Source organism: Escherichia sp. MOD1-EC6300 (assembly GCF_002965045.1).
Classification (GTDB): domain Bacteria; phylum Pseudomonadota; class Gammaproteobacteria; order Enterobacterales; family Enterobacteriaceae; genus Escherichia; species Escherichia coli_F.
This window is the reverse complement of record NZ_PTRH01000008.1, coordinates 38,421-60,124: the sequence shown is the minus strand read 5'-3', so window position 1 is coordinate 60,124 and position 21,704 is coordinate 38,421. Positions and strand designations below refer to the sequence as shown.

19 protein-coding genes are annotated in these 21,704 nt (G+C 47.5%); 5 read left to right on the top strand and 14 right to left on the bottom strand.

The window, feature by feature from the left end:
- Positions 1 to 58: 58 nt before the first annotated feature.
- Entirely contained in the window at positions 59 to 880 is an 822-nt protein-coding gene (locus BGE37_RS13775) for a DUF2686 family protein (protein WP_000062493.1), read from the bottom strand.
- A 237-nt stretch (positions 881 to 1,117) separates the two neighbouring features.
- Here BGE37_RS13775 and BGE37_RS25990 point away from each other — a divergent pair, with 237 nt between their 5' ends.
- The 4 genes from BGE37_RS25990 (at position 1,118) to iraD (ending at position 1,944) form a co-directional block, all read left to right on the top strand.
- On the top strand, positions 1,118 to 1,234 hold the full coding sequence (locus BGE37_RS25990) for a hypothetical protein (RefSeq protein WP_419470899.1): 117 nt from the start codon (positions 1,118 to 1,120) through the stop codon (positions 1,232 to 1,234).
- Positions 1,213 to 1,356 (top strand): hypothetical protein, encoded by a 144-nt coding sequence (locus BGE37_RS25835; protein WP_269218583.1) that lies wholly within the window; start codon positions 1,213 to 1,215, stop codon positions 1,354 to 1,356. Before BGE37_RS25990 ends, BGE37_RS25835 begins: the two co-directional genes overlap by 22 nt.
- A gap of 115 nt (positions 1,357 to 1,471) precedes the next feature.
- Positions 1,472 to 1,555: an iraD leader peptide IdlP gene (idlP, locus tag BGE37_RS25175; protein ID WP_123009414.1), complete on the top strand. Its 84-nt coding sequence runs from the start codon at positions 1,472 to 1,474 to the stop codon at positions 1,553 to 1,555.
- On the top strand, positions 1,552 to 1,944 hold the full coding sequence (gene iraD, locus BGE37_RS13760) for an anti-adapter protein IraD (protein WP_000986225.1): 393 nt from the start codon (positions 1,552 to 1,554) through the stop codon (positions 1,942 to 1,944). Before idlP ends, iraD begins: the two co-directional genes overlap by 4 nt.
- Here the strand turns inward: iraD and hypT are convergent.
- The 4 genes from hypT to BGE37_RS13740 all read right to left on the bottom strand — a co-directional run bounded on the left by hypT (position 1,937) and on the right by BGE37_RS13740 (position 5,239).
- The gene (gene hypT / locus BGE37_RS13755) at positions 1,937 to 2,848 is read right to left on the bottom strand and encodes a hypochlorite stress DNA-binding transcriptional regulator HypT (protein WP_000340767.1); all 912 of its coding nucleotides are present in this window, start codon (positions 2,846 to 2,848) and stop codon (positions 1,937 to 1,939) included. The genes iraD and hypT overlap by 8 nt on opposite strands.
- A gap of 64 nt (positions 2,849 to 2,912) precedes the next feature.
- Positions 2,913 to 4,085, bottom strand: a complete 1,173-nt coding sequence (gene iadA, locus BGE37_RS13750) for a beta-aspartyl-peptidase (RefSeq protein WP_000568398.1) — start codon at positions 4,083 to 4,085, stop codon at positions 2,913 to 2,915.
- Positions 4,086 to 4,097: 12 nt separating this feature from the next.
- Entirely contained in the window at positions 4,098 to 4,559 is a 462-nt protein-coding gene (locus BGE37_RS13745; protein ID WP_000211971.1) for a YjiG family protein, read from the bottom strand.
- On the bottom strand, positions 4,556 to 5,239 hold the full coding sequence (locus tag BGE37_RS13740) for a nucleoside recognition domain-containing protein (protein ID WP_001295597.1): 684 nt from the start codon (positions 5,237 to 5,239) through the stop codon (positions 4,556 to 4,558). The genes BGE37_RS13745 and BGE37_RS13740 overlap by 4 nt, the downstream gene beginning before the upstream one ends.
- Before the next feature lie 249 nt (positions 5,240 to 5,488).
- Here BGE37_RS13740 and kptA point away from each other — a divergent pair, with 249 nt between their 5' ends.
- Positions 5,489 to 6,061, top strand: a complete 573-nt coding sequence (gene kptA / locus BGE37_RS13730; RefSeq protein WP_105288105.1) for an RNA 2'-phosphotransferase — start codon at positions 5,489 to 5,491, stop codon at positions 6,059 to 6,061.
- A gap of 180 nt (positions 6,062 to 6,241) precedes the next feature.
- On the opposite strand, the gene iatD is transcribed toward kptA, so the two are convergent.
- The 9 genes from iatD to mdtM all read right to left on the bottom strand — a co-directional run bounded on the left by iatD (position 6,242) and on the right by mdtM (position 21,298).
- A complete protein-coding gene (gene iatD, locus BGE37_RS13725; RefSeq protein WP_105288104.1) occupies positions 6,242 to 11,482 on the bottom strand; it encodes an inverse autotransporter IatD in 5,241 nt (1,746 codons plus the stop codon).
- Between the two features lie 210 nt (positions 11,483 to 11,692).
- Positions 11,693 to 12,871 carry an MFS transporter gene (locus BGE37_RS13720; protein WP_072651896.1) on the bottom strand — a complete coding sequence of 393 codons (1,179 nt, stop codon included), beginning with the start codon at positions 12,869 to 12,871 and terminating at the stop codon, positions 11,693 to 11,695.
- 66 nt (positions 12,872 to 12,937) lie between these two features.
- Entirely contained in the window at positions 12,938 to 13,780 is an 843-nt protein-coding gene (locus tag BGE37_RS13715) for an SdiA-regulated domain-containing protein (RefSeq protein WP_123057330.1), read from the bottom strand.
- A 259-nt stretch (positions 13,781 to 14,039) separates the two neighbouring features.
- Positions 14,040 to 16,130: a pentapeptide repeat-containing protein gene (locus BGE37_RS13705; protein WP_105288103.1), complete on the bottom strand. Its 2,091-nt coding sequence runs from the start codon at positions 16,128 to 16,130 to the stop codon at positions 14,040 to 14,042.
- Between the two features lie 307 nt (positions 16,131 to 16,437).
- A complete protein-coding gene (locus tag BGE37_RS13700; RefSeq protein ID WP_000657672.1) occupies positions 16,438 to 16,704 on the bottom strand; it encodes a DUF3343 domain-containing protein in 267 nt (88 codons plus the stop codon).
- Complete coding sequence (gene yjiL, locus BGE37_RS13695) at positions 16,701 to 17,468, bottom strand: putative 2-hydroxyacyl-CoA dehydratase activator YjiL (RefSeq protein WP_088144641.1); 768 nt, start codon at positions 17,466 to 17,468, stop codon at positions 16,701 to 16,703. The genes BGE37_RS13700 and yjiL overlap by 4 nt, the downstream gene beginning before the upstream one ends.
- A gap of 9 nt (positions 17,469 to 17,477) precedes the next feature.
- Positions 17,478 to 18,629 carry a double-cubane-cluster-containing anaerobic reductase gene (locus tag BGE37_RS13690; protein ID WP_105288102.1) on the bottom strand — a complete coding sequence of 384 codons (1,152 nt, stop codon included), beginning with the start codon at positions 18,627 to 18,629 and terminating at the stop codon, positions 17,478 to 17,480.
- Positions 18,630 to 18,744: 115 nt separating this feature from the next.
- Complete coding sequence (locus tag BGE37_RS13685; RefSeq protein ID WP_001037418.1) at positions 18,745 to 20,025, bottom strand: DUF445 domain-containing protein; 1,281 nt, start codon at positions 20,023 to 20,025, stop codon at positions 18,745 to 18,747.
- Between the two features lie 40 nt (positions 20,026 to 20,065).
- Entirely contained in the window at positions 20,066 to 21,298 is a 1,233-nt protein-coding gene (gene mdtM, locus BGE37_RS13680; RefSeq protein WP_105288101.1) for a multidrug efflux MFS transporter MdtM, read from the bottom strand.
- Between the last annotated feature and the right edge of the window lie 406 nt (positions 21,299 to 21,704).

Here is a 21,704-nt window from a genome sequence, read left to right as displayed (position 1 = left end):
CAGGGTATTGTTTAAATATCTGTATAACCTGAATGTTAGTACTCATTCTTCCCCGTGGTTATTTACCAATATAATTCCATTCACCATTTTTTAATTCAAACAGTTCTGGGAGAGATGACGGTTGCAGAGTCATACGTTTGACATGTGCATTTTCATCCCCGGGGATAACTTTATATCCAATCTTAGCGTGGATCTCAGCGGTACCAGGATAGGCTTCTATACCAATTATTGGGTCATTTCCCATTCCAATATTAGCATTAAGTAATGCAGCAAGGGCGAATCCGGAAGAATTTGCTACCCCTGACACAGTCATTATCTGATCAATATAGATATCAATTCTTGGCAGTGTTGTATCTTGCCAATTTTCAACCTTTTCAAGGGGGAGTGTTGCCAGGTATCCTATCGTGGTTCCCGCATAGCCTGGAACATTGCAACCAGGGCCTAGGGTTATTTCATGTATCGTGTTTGGAATTTTAGAATCCATAGTTAGGTTAAACCGTAGACCAGCTTCTAACGCTGCGGAAACATGCGCCTTTTTACATACTCCACCGTATATTCCGTCTAATACTGAGCTGGCCTTCCAGGTACCACAGCGTATGTTTCCTGTGATTGAAATACCATCGGATTCTTTACATGCGGCTGTTACGTAATTGAATGGCCAATACCCTTGTTTACCAATTTCAAGCTGTCTAATTTCGACAACACTTCCCCCATCATAGTTATGGTTATTTCCACGAACAAGAGGTCTGACATAGATGTTTTCCGAGTTAAGATGCGAGGGCATACTGTCTGCTAATTCTTTATCGGCATTTGGATGATGAGCGAAATGATTATCTGTAAAAATTTTGTTGTTAGCGGCATTGCTTATTGGCATAGACATATTAATTACCTTTATGAGTATTTCACTGATGCTTAGAAAAATAGATAAATTTTTCTGTAGTAAAAAGAGAAGTAAACAAATGACATGCATGTTTCTGTTGTAGTGATATCAACTCTACACGGTCATATGAAAGGGTGGGAAACACTCTAAAGTATCAAAAAACGCTCATTTAAAATTATTTGCATGCAATTAAAAAGCATATCTTATTACTAATTGGAATTTGATGTTGTTATATTGATGTCTATATTAATAATGCCTGTGAATGGTGTTTTTGATGTATTTGATATGTTATCAATTTATATTATTTACAAACTAATTGTTTCAAGTAATACATGGTTGATTATACGAAAATAAATAATGTCCCGCCGGGATTAAGTAGCGGCGGTGACAAGTATTTTCATCTACGTAACTATTCGGAATATTCAGAATATACTAGCAGTTTTTTTTTGAGTTTGATGATTTTTATCAAATCATGACTTTTTTCCTGAAAAGTCAGTAGATATTCATAGGCAAGTAAGGTTTTATACTTTGCTGACAGGATTCAGGCCTGTCTCAGACTGACATGGATGTAATGAACAAAAGGGAATGGCTATGGAAAATGAGCATCAATACAGTGGTGCCCGGTATTCAGGGCAAGCCACATATGTTGCTAAACGTCAGGAGTGCGCAAAATGATGCGCCAATCACTTCAGGCTGTTTCACCTGAAATTTCAGGCAATAAAACGTTATCACTGCGTAAATCGGTATGCAGCGATCTCCTCACTCTTTTTAATTCTCCTCATTCGGCATTACCTTCATTACTTGTTTCAGGTATGCCTGAGTGGCAAGTGCATAACCAGAGCGACAAACATCTCCAGAGCTGGTATTGCCGTCAACTACGTTCTGCACTGTTATTTCATGAGCCTCGGATTGCGGCGTTGCAGGTCAATTTGAAAGAAGCGTACAGCCACACGCTGGCGATCAGCCTTGAGATAATGCTGCACCACGACGATGAACCGCTAACGTTTGATCTGGTCTGGGATAGTGGCGGTTGGTGTAGTGCGACGCTGGAGAATGTCAGCTAAGCACAATCTCCAGCTCGCGCAGTTCGCGCCAGAAGCGTTCGGCCACGGGATTCATACGGGTGTTCATCCGGTATGCATAGGCCTGAATCGGGATCACCAGTTCGTCCCGATTCAGAACGATAAGCTTCCCGCTGCGAATTTCTTGTTGGATGGCGTACTCCGGCAGCCAGGCAATCCCACAGCCGTCGAGGGCAACCTGCTTTAAAAGCTCGCTCATCGACGAGACAAAAAAGGTGCTGAAACTTAACTCACTGTGGCGCGTCAGGGTACGGTTAATCAATCGCCCCATGTAGGAGTTGCGGCTGTAATTCAGTAACGGAAAGTGTGGCTGTGCGAGGTTAAAAAGTGCTTCTCCGTGTTCGTCACTGGCGCAGACGGGGAACAATTGAGATTCAAATAAGCGAATGTGGTCAAACGGCGCTTCCAGCAAATCTTCGTCATGAAAGGAAAAAATACAGTCGCTTTGCCCTTCACGCAGTTTATCGACCGCTTCATCAACATCAATGGCTTCAATCGCCCAGGTAAAGAGCGGCGGCATCTGGCTGATAATTGACGGTAAAAGACCGAGAGAAAGAGAGTGTGCAGCGGCTACCTTGATTTTACGTTGCGCGTAATCGCTGCCGCCACGCAGTTCTGCAAGGTTGCTCTCTAACTGTTGCAGCAGATGGCGGATCTGCGAATGGAAGATTTTCCCTTGTTCCGAGAGTTGCAGAGGCGTCACCTGGCGGTTAAACAATTCAACGCCAATTGCCTGTTCCAGCGCGCGGATGCGACGGCTAAATGCGGGTTGTGAGACGTTGCGACTGACTGCCGCCTGGGAAAAGTTGCGGCATTTTTCCAGGGTCAGAAAATCATAAAGCCATTTTGTTTCAATATTATGCAAAACCGCACCACAGTCATCCATTACGTTTTACTCTGTCAGCCGCCCTTGCGGGCATTCTACGTCCATTCGGGCGGCTGACAACCGTTTATGCCGTTTCAAACGTTCCTTTCACGCAGGCTTTGCCGTCTTTAACCATCAGTTTGCCGCGGGCGTATACCTGTTCAATGCGCAGTTCTGGCGTCATGACCAGTAAGTCTGCGTCATTGCCTGGCAGAATTTCGCCTTTCCCGCTCAGGTTAAGGAAACCGGCTACGCTACTGGTGAGCGGGCGCAGGGCATCGCTGATACTGAAATCATAGTCTTTGACCAGAACCTGCACGGTTTCCAGCAACGTTTCAAAACCTGCAACACCGATATGGGTTAAATTCCCTTCGTCATCGAAGAACGGCTGGCTACCGTTGCCGTCAGAGCTGAGGGTGACGCGTGCCAGCGGAATACCGGCCTGAACGGCGCGGGCAATACCTTCGGCAGGGGCGACTGGTTCGTCAATGCTGCTGGTGATGTCGATGGTACCGCCTTTGCGCGCAAACTCCAGCGCCTGTTCAAACAACGGTACGTTGCGGTTAACGTGGGTCGGCAGCAACTTATTGATGGGAACATCGCAGTTTTCCAGCAGGTCATAGATAGGCTGCAATGCCTTTTTGCTGTCGCCCATGTGGAACACAGTGACGCCAGGCTTACCGCCGAGCAAACCGCCAACGCGGGATTCCGCCGCCATATTGGCCAGGTGATAAACGTCCGGTGCGGCAGAGCGGTGATCAGAGATAGCGCATTTCACGCCAATCACGCGATCGATAATTGCCACGTCTTTTTCCACGGAACCTGTAATGGTGCGGGAAGGTACATGATAAGCGCCGGTCAGCATCCAGGCGCTGATGCCTTCCTCATTGAGCGCACGGGTCTTGGCGAGCAGGGATTCCGGGTGGCGAGAGACAGAGTCGGTGCCCAGCAGTCCAACCACTGACGTGACGCCCGCTTCTGTCAGACGACTTAACGCCACTTCCGGCGTACGCGTAGTGGGGCCAGCTTCTCCGCCACCGCCAATCAAATGGACGTGTTGATCAATAAAACCAGGGCAGAGGATCTGCCCGCGGAGATCGACGACCATGCAGTCAGGTACGATGTCAGAAGGGATATTGCTGGCAACTGCGATAATTTTGCCGTTAGCGACGAGGACATCGCAAATTCCCCGATCTTCCGGCGCATACAAATGCGCTCCCTGCAGCAGGGTAAAACCGGCTGCGGAATAATCAATCATGATAACTCCTTGTTAAACAATAAGCTGCATAACCCAGATCGACAGCAATGCGTTAATGACGCAGACCGTAATGATGTGCGGGTAATATTTGGCATTCACTTCGGCTGTCCCCAGGCAGCGACCGACATTTTGCACCGGGTTGCCCATTAAATACATTGCAGGCAGTAAAACAGTGACATCGTGGCCGGTTAATGCGCCGGCGGTTGCCAGACTGGCGGCAACACCGACTGCGCCGCCCATACTCATTAATGCGGCTAAAAGGACGGTTGCCGCTTCACCGGGCAATCCCCACAGCGCCATTACGGGTTCACAGATATGCCCCACCCAGTCGAGCAGGCCGGTAATTTTCAGCGCCTGAATGATGACAAATGCCATCACCACGTTCGGCAGCAGGTTGGTGGTGGCGATAGTAAAGCCACGGCGTGCGCCATCGATAAACATATCCATGACATTTTTGCGGACCTGAGTTGTCATGCTTGCGCTCCTTGCGTTGGGTTGCGACGTTCTTCGAAGTTAAGCCAGACGCGCAAAATGTTGGCTCCGACAAATTTAAACACCAGGATGACGGCTAAAGGTACGATTACGGACGTGCCCAGAAAGGCAAACACCGCGACGCCGGAAGAGAAGTAGTTGGTGATGATGGCGCTACCGCTGGTTTGATATGCGGCGAAAATCACTTTATCGCGTTCGGTAATTTCACCTTCCTGCGCCAGCTCTTTGGTCATACCGGCGGCGGCATCGGTGTTTTGTAGGTTAGCGATCAGCGCCAGCGAGCAGATTCCTGGAATGCCCAACAATGGTTTTAGCACAGGTGTCATTAACTGCTGCGCGGCGCGTAATCCACCAAGACCATCGGTAATTGAAATAATCCCCAGAGAGAGAATGACTGATGGTGCCAGCTCCAGCGCAAAGAGAAAGCCATCTTTAGCCCCCGCGCCACCCGCTCCGCGAAACGAGGTGGTGGCTCCGTTCGCACCAGGCAGTTGCCCAAACGATCCGTTCAGAACGGAAAAATCAAAAACGCGCCACCAGCTGTCTGTCCCGGAAAAAACACCGGAAAAAAAGATTATGGTAAGAAAAAAAGCCAGATACCCTTTAATGCCCACTTTTTCTGTCGCCAGCTCCCCGGCTACAGCATCCCCTTGTTGTGTCATAACAATCCCCATTGTTTTTTTGTGTTTGTGTGTTGCTTGAGCCAGGAAAATTCCTGGAGCTGAAAAACCTTATCAGCCATGTGGGTATGGGGAAAATGCAAGTATGTTTCTGGCTATGCGTTTTTTGCATAGCGGAAAAATTACGCTGTTTGAACAAGATGCTGCGAAGGATTTCGTTGCAGAAAATTCATAAATCCAGTGACAATGACGTGAGTAAATAAAAACGGAAAATCCAGGGACGAAAACGCGATGGTAAAGTACAACGAAAAAGAGCTGGCGGATACAAGCAAGTTTTTAAGTTTTGTTCTCCGACATAAACCGGAGGCGATTGGTATCGTACTTGACCGTGAAGGATGGGCGGATATTGATAAGCTCATACTTTGTGCACAAAAAGCAGGTAAGCGGTTAACCCGTGCATTACTGGATACCGTTGTCGCCACCAGCGATAAAAAGCGTTTTAGTTATTCCAGTGATAGTAGGTGCATTCGCGCGGTTCAGGGGCATTCGACTTCGCAGGTCGCCATTGCCTTTGCCGAAAAAACACCGCCACAGTTTCTCTACCACGGTACGGCAAGCCGCTTTCTTGACGAGATAAAAAAACAAGGGCTGATTCCAGGAGAGCGTCATTACGTGCATCTCTCTGCTGATGAAGCAACGGCACGCAAAGTGGGAGCAAGACACGGATTGCCGGTTATTTTAACCGTCAAAGCACAGGAAATGGCGAAACGAGGCATCCCTTTCTGGCAAGCGGAAAACGGGGTCTGGCTGACATCAACGGTTGCTGTTGAGTTTCTTGAGTGCCCGAAGAAAAGAGCTGATTAATGTTTGCTCGTGCCAGATGCGGCATAAACGCCTTGCGCTCCCTACAAAAGCATAAAAATTCAATATATTAGAGAGATAGTGTAAGCCTGATAAGCGTAGCGCATCAGGCAATTTGGCTTTTGTCATGAGTCTGAAAGGATACCCTCGCAAAAGGGTATCCTTTAATAACTACTTCAGAAATTAAAGTGATTTACGGCAGGCAGTTAGTTGAGCGCTGGAATCTGCGTCGCTTCCAATCCTGCCCGTCAGCATCTGCACATAGACGTGTCTATTGTAATCATCCTGTTGATTGGTCCAGTAAGCACCCGCGGTAAATTGCGAATCACTGGAAAACTCCCCAACGTTCCCCCACTCACCATATAGCGATCCCAACGTGCGTTTGTTTTCGCCAGACGTTAAATGTGCGACGCCAGGAAGATTATATCCATCACTTTTCGCGTTGCAGAACGCATTGGCAGTTAGCCAGATATTGGTTTGATTCCCATGATTCACCCACCAGCCTTTCAGCTTAATTAATGTCTGGTAGGTTGTACCTCCTTGTCTGGGAACAGCGCTTATTACGACTGAAGTTTGGTCGCCGGTATTTGTGAAAGAAACTTTACCTGAAGCATCGACAGACACCCAACTCTGTGAACTTGTGAACATATAATCACTAACGGTTTTACCCGCTTCAAAGTTGTCATCATTAAGTGTGTAGTACGCCCCTATAAAACCTTCACTGGGGAATGTAGCCGTTGTGAAGGTATGGTTGTTGACTGTTACATGACCGTGCATGTCTTTTATTGAGCGGACAAGATCCAGTGATATGCTTAAGTTTGCTTGATGAACACCGTTCAGCATAGGAATGAGAGTCGCTCTGCCCTCTACGCCGCCAGTGACAGTGACGGTGTACTCGCCATAATTTCTTTGGCTGTAATCAATATTGCTCAACTTCAGGAGGTTCACGTAGGCACCTGACTGGACAAATTCCAGATGATCAGACGTCACTATCGGGTTACCGTACTTGTCTTGCAATATTAACGTAAGTGTCGCGCTCTCCTGGAAGTCAGCCATAAAAGAGCTAACGCTAGATTTCAATGTTGATTTACTTTCATCTGCCGTACCAGGAATCAATGTAATGGCTGCGGATTTGTGGACTGTGCCAGGGACCTGAACATTGACAATTAGAGCTTCTGCCAATGTACCTGTTATTGTCGCCGTGACTTGCCCGGACTGATCGGTACGCGTAGTTGGATTATTAATCACCGGGCTGCCTTTGGTGTCTAAGCTGTAACTAACGTCGACACCTTCAACCGGGAATCCATAATCATCTTCTACTCGTGAAGTGATGGTGCTGCTATCAACCCCGTCGGCGATTATGGTGTCAGGAGAAGCCACTACACTCACAACATGTGCCGTTGTAGCATCAGCCTTAACCGCAACCGTCACCTGGCTCTGAACGGGAACGTCTTTGCCCATTGTGGCCGTAACGGTATATACATTGACTTTGTCACTGGTCAGCGTCACTTTGGCCTGACCTGACTGATCAGTCAGGATTTCCCCTGTATTGCTTAGCGTTGCACCATCAGGTGTTACGCTAAAGGTGATAATTTGCCCCGGCATCAATTCACCCTGAATATTTCTTGCCGTTGCGGTCAGTGTAATACCTTCACTGTTATGGACCGTGGTTTCTGGCTTCGATGATGTTAACTCGAGTTTGCCCTTTGCCACACTCACGTCAACTTTACGACTACTGTTATTGTCCAGCGATGCTGTCACCTGATAGACCCCAGGCTGGGTGCTGATAAGGTTAACGTACGCATAGCCGTTATTATCGGTGTAAGCCGTATCGTCTATCGTAATGTTAGCGGTTGGCAGCGCACTTAATCTGACGCGTTGACCGGCTATGACGTTATTAAACGCATCCTGTACGTGTATTCGTAGCGTGATGTTTTCGCCAACCATTATCGTTTTTTCGGCTCCGGTTATACTTATTATCTTCGCCGAACTTTCATCCGGGAGCACTGATAAACTAAACGTTTTATTATCGGATGATTGCGCTTTCCGGCTCACCACTACGTTATGTTGTCCGGCAATATTGCTGGTCATTATTACCGTCGCTTGACCCTGCGTATTGGTGGTGACTTCTGTTCCGCTTAGTGTGACATCGTTACTCTGGAAAGTGACCTGTTGGTCTTTAAGCGGATTTTGGTAAGCGTCCAGGATCGTTGCTGTCAGGGTACTCCCCGTACTGTTGCCAGCAACTATGGTATATAATGAGGCAGTCAGCGGCTGGAGCTGCGCGCTGCTTGTATCCCCAATAAAATAGACTAGCTGATTAGCACTGGTATTATTTCTGCTCAGTGTCGCCGTCACTGTAAACTCACCCGCTTTTGTGCCTCGCAATGTGACCACGGCATTGCCGTTTGAATCGGTGCGAGCGGTGTCACTACTTAGCGTGAAGTTCCCTGTCATAGATGCTGGCAAGGTAAATTTCACATCCTCATCCGGTAGTGAGTGTCCATAAACATCTTTCACACTGGCAGTCAGGGTAACGGTATCTGTATTGTTAGCAATCGTACTGCCCGATCCGGCATTCAAAATAATTACCGATTGTTCCCTGTTTGGGACCACGGTAACCGTAACCGACTGGTGAATATTTTTATCCGCCTCAAGCGAGGCATCGACGGTATAGTTACCTGCTTTTGAACTGGTCAGGTGCACCCGCGCAATCCCGGACTGGTCAGTTGTGGCGGTCGTGTTGTCCAGTTGCGAGTCAGTTGGTGCCACAAAATTCACTTTCATATCTTTTAACGGGTTGTTATGAAAGTCTGTGACGGTGGCGGTCAGGGTACTACCCTGGCTATTACCAGCACTAATGGTATCTGGCGCGGCAACCAGTTGTTTGAGTTTTGGCGTATTCGAATCGCTAACAAATTTCGCAGTTACCCGTTGAGTAGAACCATTTGGCAGCGTAGCGCTAATCGTATTTTCTTCCGCAACCTGACTTATCATGTTGATTGTGGCAACACCATGTGCATCAGTATTTTGCTGCGTCGGTTCTACAAATTCCGCGCTTCCTTTCTCATTCTTAAAGGTGACCTGATGATTTCTCAGGGGATTATCACTCTCATCAGTGACGTTAATAGTGATGGTATTAAACGTCTTTTTATCGGCGTAAACGTCATTATTCGTTGCGGATAATGTGGCGACGTGAGCCTTATTCTGGTTTGCTTCGATATTATAAATATGCGATTGCAGAGGAGTATTCCAGTTGTGAAGGCTAAGTTGTGCCCTCAGGGCTGCTCCTTGCTTATGGGCCGGATAATTCGCTGCATAAACGCCCGGATGCTCTTCGTGCCAGACAACCGTGGCGCCAGGTTTGCTGTTCTCGACAGTGACGGCTTTTACCAACGCGTCTTCTTGATATTCAACCGGTTTATTTTTGTCGTCTTTCAGTTCTACCCTGACTTTGATGTCGTCTCCGGCATAATACAATATGTTATCTATGGATATTGAAGAATGGTCGCGGGATGAGACAACAGGGACGATATTAACGACGATGGATTCTTTTACCGCACTCTCACCGTTAAGTTGCGGTGTCAGTGTTACTGAACCTGAAGTCGTTCCTGCAGTCAGCATCTGTGTGTAGCTACCATCCCCGTTATCTGTCCAGTCAGACAGAGTGATATCCTGAACACCTTCACTGCGGGTTTGCAGTGCCAGCCCCGGAACCGGGGTACCGTCGGAATCGTGCGCAGTCACAGTCAATGTGGTAGTCGATTTTTTATCTGCTGCCAGGGTTAGCGGATTAACGGATAACAGAGAATCTTTCTGGCTTAATGCCGGAGCCTGGATGACGACCATGCTTTGCTCACGATGTGACAGATTACCTTTTACATCCTCAGCGGTAACGTCTATCGGCCACGTATTATCGGTTTCCGGGGTGTTAGTGAAGCGGTAACCAGGCAGCGTGACCGTGATATCTTTTCCGGAAGTGCTGACTTTTCCTCCAGCAGATTCCAGCGCAGCAGCGTCGATTTTATAGCCTTTCAGGGCATATTTGGTCTGTAGCGAGGAAACCAGCGGTTTTATTTCTCCCGATTTCCCTTTCACTGGGTCCAGCAGACTCAGGCGGATAAGCTCTTTCTTGCGGTATTCCAGAACGATGTTGTTGTTGCGATCAATCAGGTCATAACGACTACCGGCCAGACTGCGCCGTCCGGCCACTTCGTCCGGGTTAAGCTGTTTCTGCATTGAGCTGCTGGGTTGCCAGGTCAGATCAACGGCAAACCGTGAGTCATTTTCACCTTGTTTCCCCTGACGCTGTTCTGCACTGAGAGTCAGAAGCGGGAAGGGGGTATAGTTGAGGCCTGCGGTAATAGCATGGGGATTACTTTGACGATCATTCTTGTCAAACAGCGCCACTTCATCGCCATAGTATTGTTCATAGACCAGTTTTCCACCCAGATGCGGCCAGGCAGGTAACCAGCCTTCTGCGCGTAAATCCCAGCCGTTAGCCGGGCGGGCTTCGTAGTCATTATCCAATTCTGGTGCGCTACGCCAGCCGGTCAGGCCGATATAAGCATTGCTGCTCAACTTCAGATAGTCACGCCAGTATTCTGCGCCAAGTCCCGCGCGGGAGTGATAGCGGCTCAGGTCGTGATCAAAAAACAGGTTGATGCCTGACATCCAACTGGGGGTGAAGTAACGCCAGCCTAAACCGGTGTTGATCTGGGTGCGATCGTCCGTTCGGTGAAGAGTATGCTGGCTGAAGAGCAGATAATCGGGTGTGTCATACCATGGATGCAGGAAGTCGAATTCCGAATTTTTCAGGCTAAAATCTTCATCCACGCCCAGAGAGATTTTCGCGGTGCCAAAGTCATTTAACCAATCAGTCATCGTGCCAGAGGCTTCTGAAGACGCCCAACCACGCGCCATGCTGCTCGCCTGCTCACTATTCATATCTTGTGAAAGCAGAGTGCCAACTCGCTGTGAAGTACTGGCTATTTGATTCTCCAGAGTGTTTTCGGCATTCGCCGGTGATACGGCATTTTGTAGCTCATGACTTCTCTGCGAGGTTGTTGCCGGAACATCCAGTTCTTCACCCTGACGCACGTTATCAAAGCCGCGGGCAAAAGTACGAAACTGATTAAGACGACGAAGCTCTTCCAGTGAAATACCAAACCGGTCAGCAACACTTTGCGCTGATTCCAGCGCGCCAAGCGTGTAAGGTACGGTTTTATTTTCTGTAAGAGGGGGAGGAGATGAAACTGTCATCTGGGGTTTAGCGTGTACCACATTTTGTGCCGTCACCATGACGGGGAAAAAAATTTGTGTGAATAAACAAACTCCGGCGGCCAGGCGGCGTATTTTGTCACCCAGACCGCATAAAGAGTTTTGATCATTATTTTTTATTTGCTGCGCATTTGTCGAAGCCATAGTGACCTTCCGTGAAAAAACAGAATTAAACGTGTTTTTTCTAGCACGGAGGTATAAAACGATCCTGACTATAATATGACCAGAAATAATGAATTAGCCGTAAATTTGCTAAACCATGAATAATAGTGGCGGTGGCTGAGCACCGCCAAAGAACAAGGGGGTTTTAGTTATTTTACGTGCTGTACTGAAAAGTTAAATTCATTAAATCAACTAAGAGTAATTCGTATGTATTTTGAATATTTGCATCCCGCAGATTAACGCTGCGATAAATAGCGCAGCTGCGCCACAGAGCGTGGCACTGGCGAGCGCCGACGTTCCGTTGCCGAGCATGCTGGTCAGCACCGGGCCAAGAATTTGCCCGATACCATAAATGAGTGTCACAAAGCCCAAAAGGTTAAGATTTCCCGGCACGCTAAGCTGGCGGGCGATGGTCATCACCAGCGAGGTCGTCCCCATAAAGGTGCCGCCAAAACCAATACTGCTGATGATGAGTAATAAAGGAGAGCTACTGGCGAGGGTTAACAGCACGCAGACAGCCTGCACCAGCAAATTTGCGGTCAGGCAAGGTAATGCTCCCCACCGTTTGGCTGCCCATAGCCAGCCAAAACAACCTGGGACAATCGACAAGCCAACCAGTGTCCAAAGGTGAGCCGTCAGCACAGGCTGGCCCGCGTCTTTCGCCATGAGCGGCAGGTAGGTGGCGACGATGATATAACCAAAACCCGCCAGACCATACAAAATCGCCAGTAACCACCAGCTCATGGGTTGTTGCGCGATTTTTGCCAATGGCGCTGGCGCGATAATATGTTTCTTCGACGGAATGAGCAGCGCCAGAACAAGCAATATTATGGCAGAAAGTGCCCCGGCACCTTGCCACAACGTTTGTGAAGAGAGGGAAAAATGCAGGCCTGCCAGTACATATTCATTACCCAGAGCAATACCGACGCCAACGCCAGAAAATAGCGCCGCAAGAACAAAGGGATGGCGGGTATGTTGCATGATAAGCGTCGAGCCGAAAATCAACATCCCGGCGCTGGCGACCCCTGCCAGAAAGCGAATGATGAAAACCAGAAGAAACGGCGGCAACCACGCCATCGCGAGGATTAATAATCCAGTTGCGAGGGCGGAAGTTAACAGGAATGGGCGCAGGCGTGAGGGCAAATGAAACGCGCCGAATGAAAACAGCAGGCTCCCCGCCAGATACCCGGCATAGTTACCACTGGCGATCCACGAGAGTTCGCTAAAGGAAAACTCGCCTTCCGCTAGCATGACTGGCAGCATAGGCGTATAGAGAAAGCGGCCTAAACCCATACCTAAGGTCAGAACCAGCATCCCGAATAACGCGGTGCTGAAAGAAAAACGTTCTACAGGATGCGATGTCGAATTCATGTTCTGCCTGATTTGTATTAATTGAGTTAACAATTTAATAACAAAAAAGGCGAGCCTGCCAGACTGTTATTGTGATTTTGTCGACGTAAAGCGATAAAAAAGATTGGGTTCGCCAACGATATAGATGTTGCCACTGGCATCCATCGCTATCCCTTCCGCCTGCTTGATATTGTGTGAAAGGCCATACCTGCCTTTGGTTAACGACATTTCGCCGATAACGTCACCTGTCACGGTCACTTCCTGCAGGGCGCGTGACTCATGTGACAACACCAGCAACGTATTTTTTTGTGGGTTAAATTCCGCGCCAGAAACATCATCCAAAGTAAACTGACGCTGCAACGCTTTATCTTTGCTGATATGCAACTCATCGCTACGCAATAGCCCGGTAACTTTGTAGACCTCTATCGGATTTTTCTCTTTAAAAAACCAGAAGGTATGGTCCTGAGAGGAATAAGCCAGCCCTTCAAAGCCACAGTTGGTTGGCGTTTCCTGCAATGGGATTTTAATTTTTTTGAGGATGCTCACTTCCGAATCAGCGTTAAGTGAAATCACATAAATGGCATAATCACGTTCATCACTGATGACAAATTTATTATCACCAATGTATTCAATCGTCTCGAGATCCTTAACGAAATCGAGCGGAATGGTGCGGATCAGATCGCCCTCGGTCGTCATTTCAACGATGGTTGCAGGTTTGTTGATAGTGCTAAACAAGGTATTGCTCTGCGCAGACCAGGTCAGTGAGGAGATATTTTTAGTTACTCCTGTAATCTCTTTACCATCGATAGTGGCCTGATAATTCTGAAACCCTGCGACATGCTGGCTTTTACGGACGCAGGATTGCACAAAAAACAGGCTTACCGCCACGATGGCGCAAAGAAAAACGATAAAGGTGATGCGCTTTTTCAACTTGTTGCTCCTTATTATTGCTTTTTTCTCGTCAAATTCAGTGCGACAGATAAGGAGTATACGGATGAAGCTTAATGAATTCTTAACGCGGGGCGATGAAATAGTAAACGCCGCAGGGGAGTTGCGGCGTTTGTCTTTGGATGGCGGAACATTTTCAGCTTACATCGACTGATAAATGCGCCTCATCCATGAATGATAGATGAGGCGGTTAACAATTTATATCCTCTGCCATACTCACTCTGTTTGGGTGATTATTGAACTATTCGTCAACTATATACGTTGGCTGATAAGACGTTAAACCCGGAATGGAAAAACTGCTATTCACTTCTTTCTTTAAACGGGCTTGATTAAAACTGTTACTGTCCTGTTGCTCGGTACTGTTCTTGTCTTGTTTATCGGTACTGTCATTGGCTTTTTTATCGATATTATCATTGTAAAGATATGCACTCTTAAGAGAAACATTATTCACTTTGGCATTGAAAAAACAGGCATTTTTAAAAATTGTATCTATAAATATCGTATTGAACAACCATGCATGGTTAAATAGAATATTAGAACCTTCTGTACCAGTGAAATTAGTATTGTTAAATGTTGCAGCAGAAAAGTTTGTATTAAACAGTTTGCATTTTGTTAAATTAGCGTTTGTAAAATTGGTAAACATGCAGACAGTACCAGTAAGATCATATTCTGAAAGATCTTTATCCGATAGATCGGAATAATTTAGTATTGCTCCAGTAAGAATTACTTTAGGTGTACCAGGTATTCGAGGTGTTGCAGGTATTTTAGGTGCTCCAGGTATTTCAGGTATTTTAGAAGTATCAGATGTTGCAGATGTTGCAGATGTTGCAGATGTTGCAGATGTTTCATATAGAATGACTGATGTGAAATCTATGTGTTCAAGATAAGCATTACTAAGGTCACTTCCAGTAAAATTAACGCCAGTGAGAACTTTTCCGCTGAAGTTACAGTTTCGTAGATTTGCGTTTTTGAAATTTACATAAGTCAAGTGGCGAACTTTACGAAAATCATTATTTTCTAATGTGGCATTTTCGAATTTTGCATTACGCAGATCACAATCTGTAAAATCCACGCCTTCACAGATCGTACCGGAGAAATCCGCTTTTCTAAGAATGCTGCCATTAAAATTGACATTCCTTAGAGCCATTTTAGACAAGTCTATGCCGGTTAAATCCATTCCCGCTAAATTCAACCCTTTGATACACCGTTGACCCGTTGAATCTTTAGGAATAGCAGTGCTAATAGTATTGATAACAACATCACCTATCGTGAAGGTCATTGTAATTTCTGCGTCAGAGATAGAGAGTTTTCGCGTAAGGCGTTCACTCTTATCTCCAGTGATACTCTTCTGAGCAACGTAAAAGCGCTCACATGTATGACAAAATCTTTTCCAGCTCTCATTTGGTGTCAGATTATTGTCCGGGAGGAAATTAGCAATGCTATAAAGATCGTTCAGGACGCTACTTCTTATTTCAGGAGAGGCGCACTCTATAATTTCAGAGGTGGATATTGTATTTTTTATTTTATCTCTATTATCCGTGAGATTTCGTGATCCTGATATATTTGGCTGCTGGTGATTTTCTCTGTAGTATTGCAGCACATTTTCCCATTGTAAGTTTGTCAACGAGATAGTTTCAGTCTCGTTATTATTATCCCGTATGGTTAATTGACTTTCTACTGGGTCAAAAGAAATCATGAAGTTATTCAGATGTCGATATTGATGAGTGGCATCTAATTTCACTTCAAATGAATTTGAACTTTTGCAGGCATGTGTTAAAAACTTATCAAAGGGAAGGTATTGCTCTTTTTCTACGTGCTGTGGGTCATTTCGCAAAACAGAGAAAATGCTCTCTTTCAAATTGTTCTTGTCAATATAGATTGGTAGTTGCGCTTTTTGTTCCATTATTTTAATAAACTGCTGCAGTTGCTCGGTTTTAACATTGCAACTATGACTTATATCTTTGTGGTAAACAGTTAATACGCTTTCATTATCATCTTGTCGATTAAATATTATTTTTAGATCGTTAATTTCAAACTCATTTAAACCATTTCTTTTGGTTTTGGCGATGATTTGTTCTGTTGTTGATGAATATCGATTTAAGGTTAATTCGAGATTGTCGGGATTAGAGATAAGGTGAATAAAAACATTCAGTACACGCTTAATAAAACCATCATTCAAATGATTTATATCATAATTAATTTGTTTTTGTATGGTTTCAATTTCCGTGTTAATGTCAAATGGTTGGTTGCTTTTTTTATGGCAAGGTTTTAGTCCCGAATACATGTCGAGTGTTGGAAGAATATCGCCGTATATGTTAAATGTGGAGCCCATATTTTTATCCTTGAATTGTGAAATGTTCTTCTAAATATAAAATAATCATGGGGGGTAAAGATAAGCTTCACACTGAAACTTATCTTTATCATTACCACACCCGGTAATCATTTTATTTCTCTATGCATAATTATGTTTTAAGTATAATATAATGTTTATTGTATTTTAGACGCGCAATAGCAAGGTGCTATCAAAAATCGCTCATTTTGTGGATGGGAAATATTTCACAGCAGGCGAGATATTTAATACAACTTCCTTCATGCAGGATTATGTGCAGCCAAATATCCTGGCGTTATATTTAAAGATCTTATTGCCTGGTTGACGCTTCTGAGTCGTAATGCACCACGCACTGCCAGTTGCTGCCCTGCTGGCAATATATCGCTTCGGTCTGCCCAGGGATCACCCATTGTATTTCCTCGCCGGGCAGACAGGTCAGCCAAATACATAACCCGCAGCCGCCGCGTAAATCACGGGGAATATCGCTGACGCGAAAAGTCATGCCCGCTGCCTGCAACGCCTTGCGGGTTTGTATGACGCCGACCGTGGAGTGAAATAAAAATAAAAACTCTTTCATCGGCGTTTTCTCACTCGTTGACCAATTACCGCTGCGCCAATTGCGCCAGCAAATTGCGCATCAGGATGGGTATTTACCGGCATTCCCAGGTGAGTTTCCAACATCCGGGCAAACGTCTGGCAATGACTAACGCCACCAGTAAACAGAATCGGCGCTTCACAGGAGAGACGAGCAATGAAATTGGCACTCCGCCGCGCCATCGCGTTAATCACTCCAGCGAGAATCGCTTCTGGCGCGACGCCCGCTGAGCGCAGGCTGATCACTTCTGATTCGGCAAACACCGTACACATACTCGTGATGGCGTGCGGCGTGACATTTTCGGTAATGCTGTCGAGTTGCTCGACGCTGGTGCCAAGCGTGCGCGAGATCACCTCCAGGAAACGCCCGGTGCCCGCCGCGCATTTGTCATTCATCAGGAAATCGCACAGGTTACCGTCGTCATCAAGCTGAATCACTTTGCTGTCCTGACCACCGATGTCGATTACCCCGCGCGTTGCTGGCGCAAGAAAACGTGCGCCCAGCCCGTGACAGGAGATTTCCGTCACCTGTTTATCGGCAAAATCCACCAGTTGCCGCCCGTAGCCGGTGAGCGTCAGAAACGGCGTTGTTTCTAACCCTTCGCGCAGAGTTTCCCAGGCTTCAGTAATTGCTGTTGCCGGGCGAAAGGGTGTTGGAACGAGGAAACGGCGCGTAATCACGCCGTCTGCCAGTAAGATCCCTTTGGTGGCGGTTGAGCCGGAATCAATGCCAATCGAATATGCCACTGTCACTCCTTACAGCATCTCAATAAAGGCCGCGACACGGGTGCTGAGCTGCCCGACATCTGAGGTGGAGTAGTCTGTTTCAATAGCGATATAAGGAATGTTGTGCTGCTGACGCACATGACGTTTAATCGCCAGCGATTCCACCGCGTAGGTATGGCACGCCTGCAAAATCACATCAACTACGCCATCGACCTGATATTCTTCAACCATCTGGCTGAGCATTTGCAGGCGCTGATCGTTCGGCGAAACACAGGAGCAGCCAATCGCCAGATATTTATCCGCCAGCGCGTCGTAGACATCGCCCGTTTCTGCCACGCATTGCTCGGTCGCTTTCGCCCCGGTGCAGTTTTCATAACCGACAACCCAGCCGCCATTCTCTTCAATCGCGCGCACCACTTTCTCTGCTGCGCCGCCAATTGGGCAGCCGGTGATTAAAATGCGTGGACGCGGGTCCAGTCGCTGGCCTTCTTCCCACTGCTGACGAACGCGGGCGGTCATTGCATCCAGTTCATTGATCAACGCTTCTTTTTCAAAACGGAAGGTTGCGCCGTAGACCACTTTCAGAATGTCGCTGCCGCTAAGCGCTGGAGGATTTAACTGCCCAAGATGATAAAAATTGGCCAGTGCGCGACGTTCGCGGTTTTTCAGCGCAATGGAGTCGCGCAATGCATCTTCGCTAATCTCGTGCCCAAAACGTTCTTCTACCGCTTTTTGTAAGCGCAGCATCTCAGCTTTCCATAATGCACGCGAGGCATCGTCCTTAATGCTGTTGGGCAATTGCATCACATGAACGGGCTTAAACTCTGCCATGTATTCATACATTTTCTTTTTGCCGTCGCAGGTGGTTTCACCCACCACCAGATCGGAAAAGTAGAAGTAGGGGCATTTATCGGTTTTGCCGAAGCCATAGCTGCTTTTAATCAGCGGGCAGAGATTGCGCGGCAGGTCTTTTTCCGCTTCTTCAATGGTTTCATCAGAGGTGGAACAGAGTGAAACCACAACCGCACCGGCTGCCATTGGGATCTCTTGCGGCATAAAAGTACAGTAGGTACCAACCAGCGGAATGCCGCGCTCCTTGAGATCCATGACGGTGAGAAAGCCTTTCTGGCGAGCTTCAGAGAACTGATCGAAAATAGCGGGTAGATCGGTGACAAGTGACATGATTTTCCTTCCCCGTACCACGGGAGATAATGAAAAGAGGCCACATTATTACCATTCTTTTAGTGTGGTTTATTTGATCTCTCTCGCGGTTAGCCACTTAGTTTTTCATGGATTTCTAAAAATTGCCGAGGGGAAACAAGGCCGGGAGCTGCGACAGCAAATATAAAATCAGCCCAATACATCCGCCAACCAGCGTACCGTTAACACGAATAAACTGCAGATCTTTGCCGATATTTAACTCGATTTGCCGCGACATATCCCTGGCATCCCAGCTTTTTACCGTATCGCTGATGTGGCGCGTCAGGAATGCGGAAAACTCAGGCGCAACGCGGTGCGCGGCTTGTTCCAGATGACTATTTAACGACGCCCGCAAGGCATCATCGGCAATTAACGTTTCGCCAAACCATTGACCCGCTCGTGCGATACGTTCTTTCACACGAGAATCTTCGCTGTTGATATCCGCTTTCAGCCATTCCCGTAAATCCCCCCACAATTCACTGAGATAGCGGTTAAAAGCTTCATCTTCTTTCAGATAGCTTTTTACGGCATCGGCTCGCGCTGCCATTTCCGGATCGTTTTTCAGCTTGTCGATCAGGGCGAAGGTGGCGCGATCAAACGCATGGCGGATCTGATGCGCACGATCGCGACTAATATCATCAAGCAAAGAATTCACCGCGTCAGAAACTAACTCCGCGCTATGTTCGCCCAGCCATTCAGTGGGCAAAATTTTGGCTTTTAGCGGATGCTCGCTCTCCAGCCAGCGAACAATTTGCTGGGCGATAAACTTGCGCGATTTATCGCGCTGAAGCAGGGCGATCAACTGTGCGATCAGCGTATCCAGCAGCACCTGATGGCGATCGTTTTTAGTCATGCTTTCCAGCATCAGTGCACTGGTGCCAGAAAGATCGACCTTATCAATCGCCCGATGGACTGCGCGCTTAAGCAGGCGTTGAATACGCGCATCATCGGTCAGTTCAAGAAAACCACTCATGATCTGCAGCAGATGTTGACCGACGCGGCGGGCGTTCTCCGGCTGACTAAACCAGTTACCGATCAATAACGCTGGTTCATGACGCCGAATCAATGCCACCAGCGACTGGGTATCGAGAAATTTTTCCTGCACGAACTGGCCGAGATTTTCACCAATCCTGTCTTTATTACGCGGGATAATCGCCGTATGACGAGAAATGATCGGAATCGGCACGCGGCGAAATAGCGCCACCACCGCAAACCAGTCAGCCAGCGCGCCGACCATCGCCGCTTCAGCAATCGCCTTCACGCCGCTCACCCAAAAATTGGGCGGCAAAAACAGCGTAACGACAAAGGTAGCAGCGGCGATAAGCAGTAAAGAGAGCGCCAACCTTTTGGCGCGTCTGAGTTCGATGAGTTTATTCATAACGTTAAGAATAGAGCCTGACGGCAGGATCGCGCAAAAATCACCGCTCCTCCACCAGCTCGGCAGCCTGATGTTGGCGCACGCGATTGAGCAATCCCGCCAGGGTGAAAACGACGATAACGCCCGCCACAACGGCTAACAGATGAAACGGCAAGCGACCGCCGTTAAACCACAGCCAGCGGCCGATTTCGACCGAGACCGACATCACCATCAGGATCACCATATTTAGCGATGCGGAGACGGTCCCTTTCGGTAAGTTATTGGAAAACAGCGTAAAGCGGAATAAGGTCGGGAAAATCAAACCAATCCCGAAAGCATACAGACTGGTGCCCAGCACCGACCACAGCCAGACGTGCGGCGACAGCAGATTGCCGATAATCAACAGCGAGAGGCCGACCAGTTGAATGGGTACGGCACGCCAGATAAACCGCGGTTCGGTCGGATCTTTAACGAAACGCGCCACGATGGCATTCGCAACAATCACCGCGCCGAACACCGGAACCTGTGTCCAGGCGAACTGCGAAGTTGTTAAGCCGCCTGCATCGATAAGGATCACCGGCGAGACAGCCACCCAACTCATCATCGGGATATAGCTTAAAGAGATGGTTGCTGCGCCAAAGAGGAACAGCCGATTGCAAAAGACATTACGAAAATCGCGCAAGACGCTTTTGGCGCTAAACGGAACCGCGCCGCGCTTCACTGTCTCTGGCATCGCCAGCAGTAAGCCAACAAATGAGATAAAACCCATAATCGCAATGATGGCAAAAAGGACTTTCCAGTGCACAAAGTGCATCAGAGCTGCGCCGGAAAGCGGGCCGATAATTGGCGCAATCAGTACGATGGAGGTGATAATCGCCATCAACTTGATCCCTTTTGTCTGCCCGAACGCCTCCTGCACCGTGACATAACCAACGGTGGCAATAAAACAGATACTGGTGCCCTGAATTGCACGCGCGATAAGAAACTGTGTCATAGACGTTGTGAACATTGTCGCGGCGCAGGCAAGGGTAAAAATTAGCGCCCCGGTAATCAGCACCGGCCTGCGGCCAATTCTGTCGGAAAGCGGCCCCAGCAGCCACTGTAACGCCATACCGCCAGCGAGATAGAGACTGACGGCAGCCGGGGCCAGACTGACATCGGCGTTAAAATCACGGACCACATTAATGATCCCAGGCTGGATCAGATCCGTCGACAGATACGCGGCAAAGTCATACAAAATCAACGCCATCGGGAAAAACAGCGTGGCGGCATGGCGGGCAAAAAAACGTGGCATAACAAACAACTCCTTGTCCGGAGAACCCCAACGGGGAAAACGAAATTCAATACCGTCGGTAATGACGAAAGGCAGGCGAGAAGGGCAACGAGACTGCAAATGTACTGAATTTCATGTAATCAACCACACTGCCTGTGAACACACAGACAGAGAAATACTTTCTGACTTTGGGTCAGAATGTATAACGATTACAAATAGTCATCAGCACATTACACCTCTTGAATTGATGGATTGCATAGAAAATATACACCTTAAGTGTAATTAAAATTTGCGGTTAATCAAAAGAGCGCGGTGGAAAGGGGAATATCTGCCGGGTACAGGAAATGTAAAATGCGAGCCTGTTTCCGGAAAAATGTATCGTTTGCAGAAGAATAAAAATAGCCTGGAAAGCACCTCGGGGAATGGG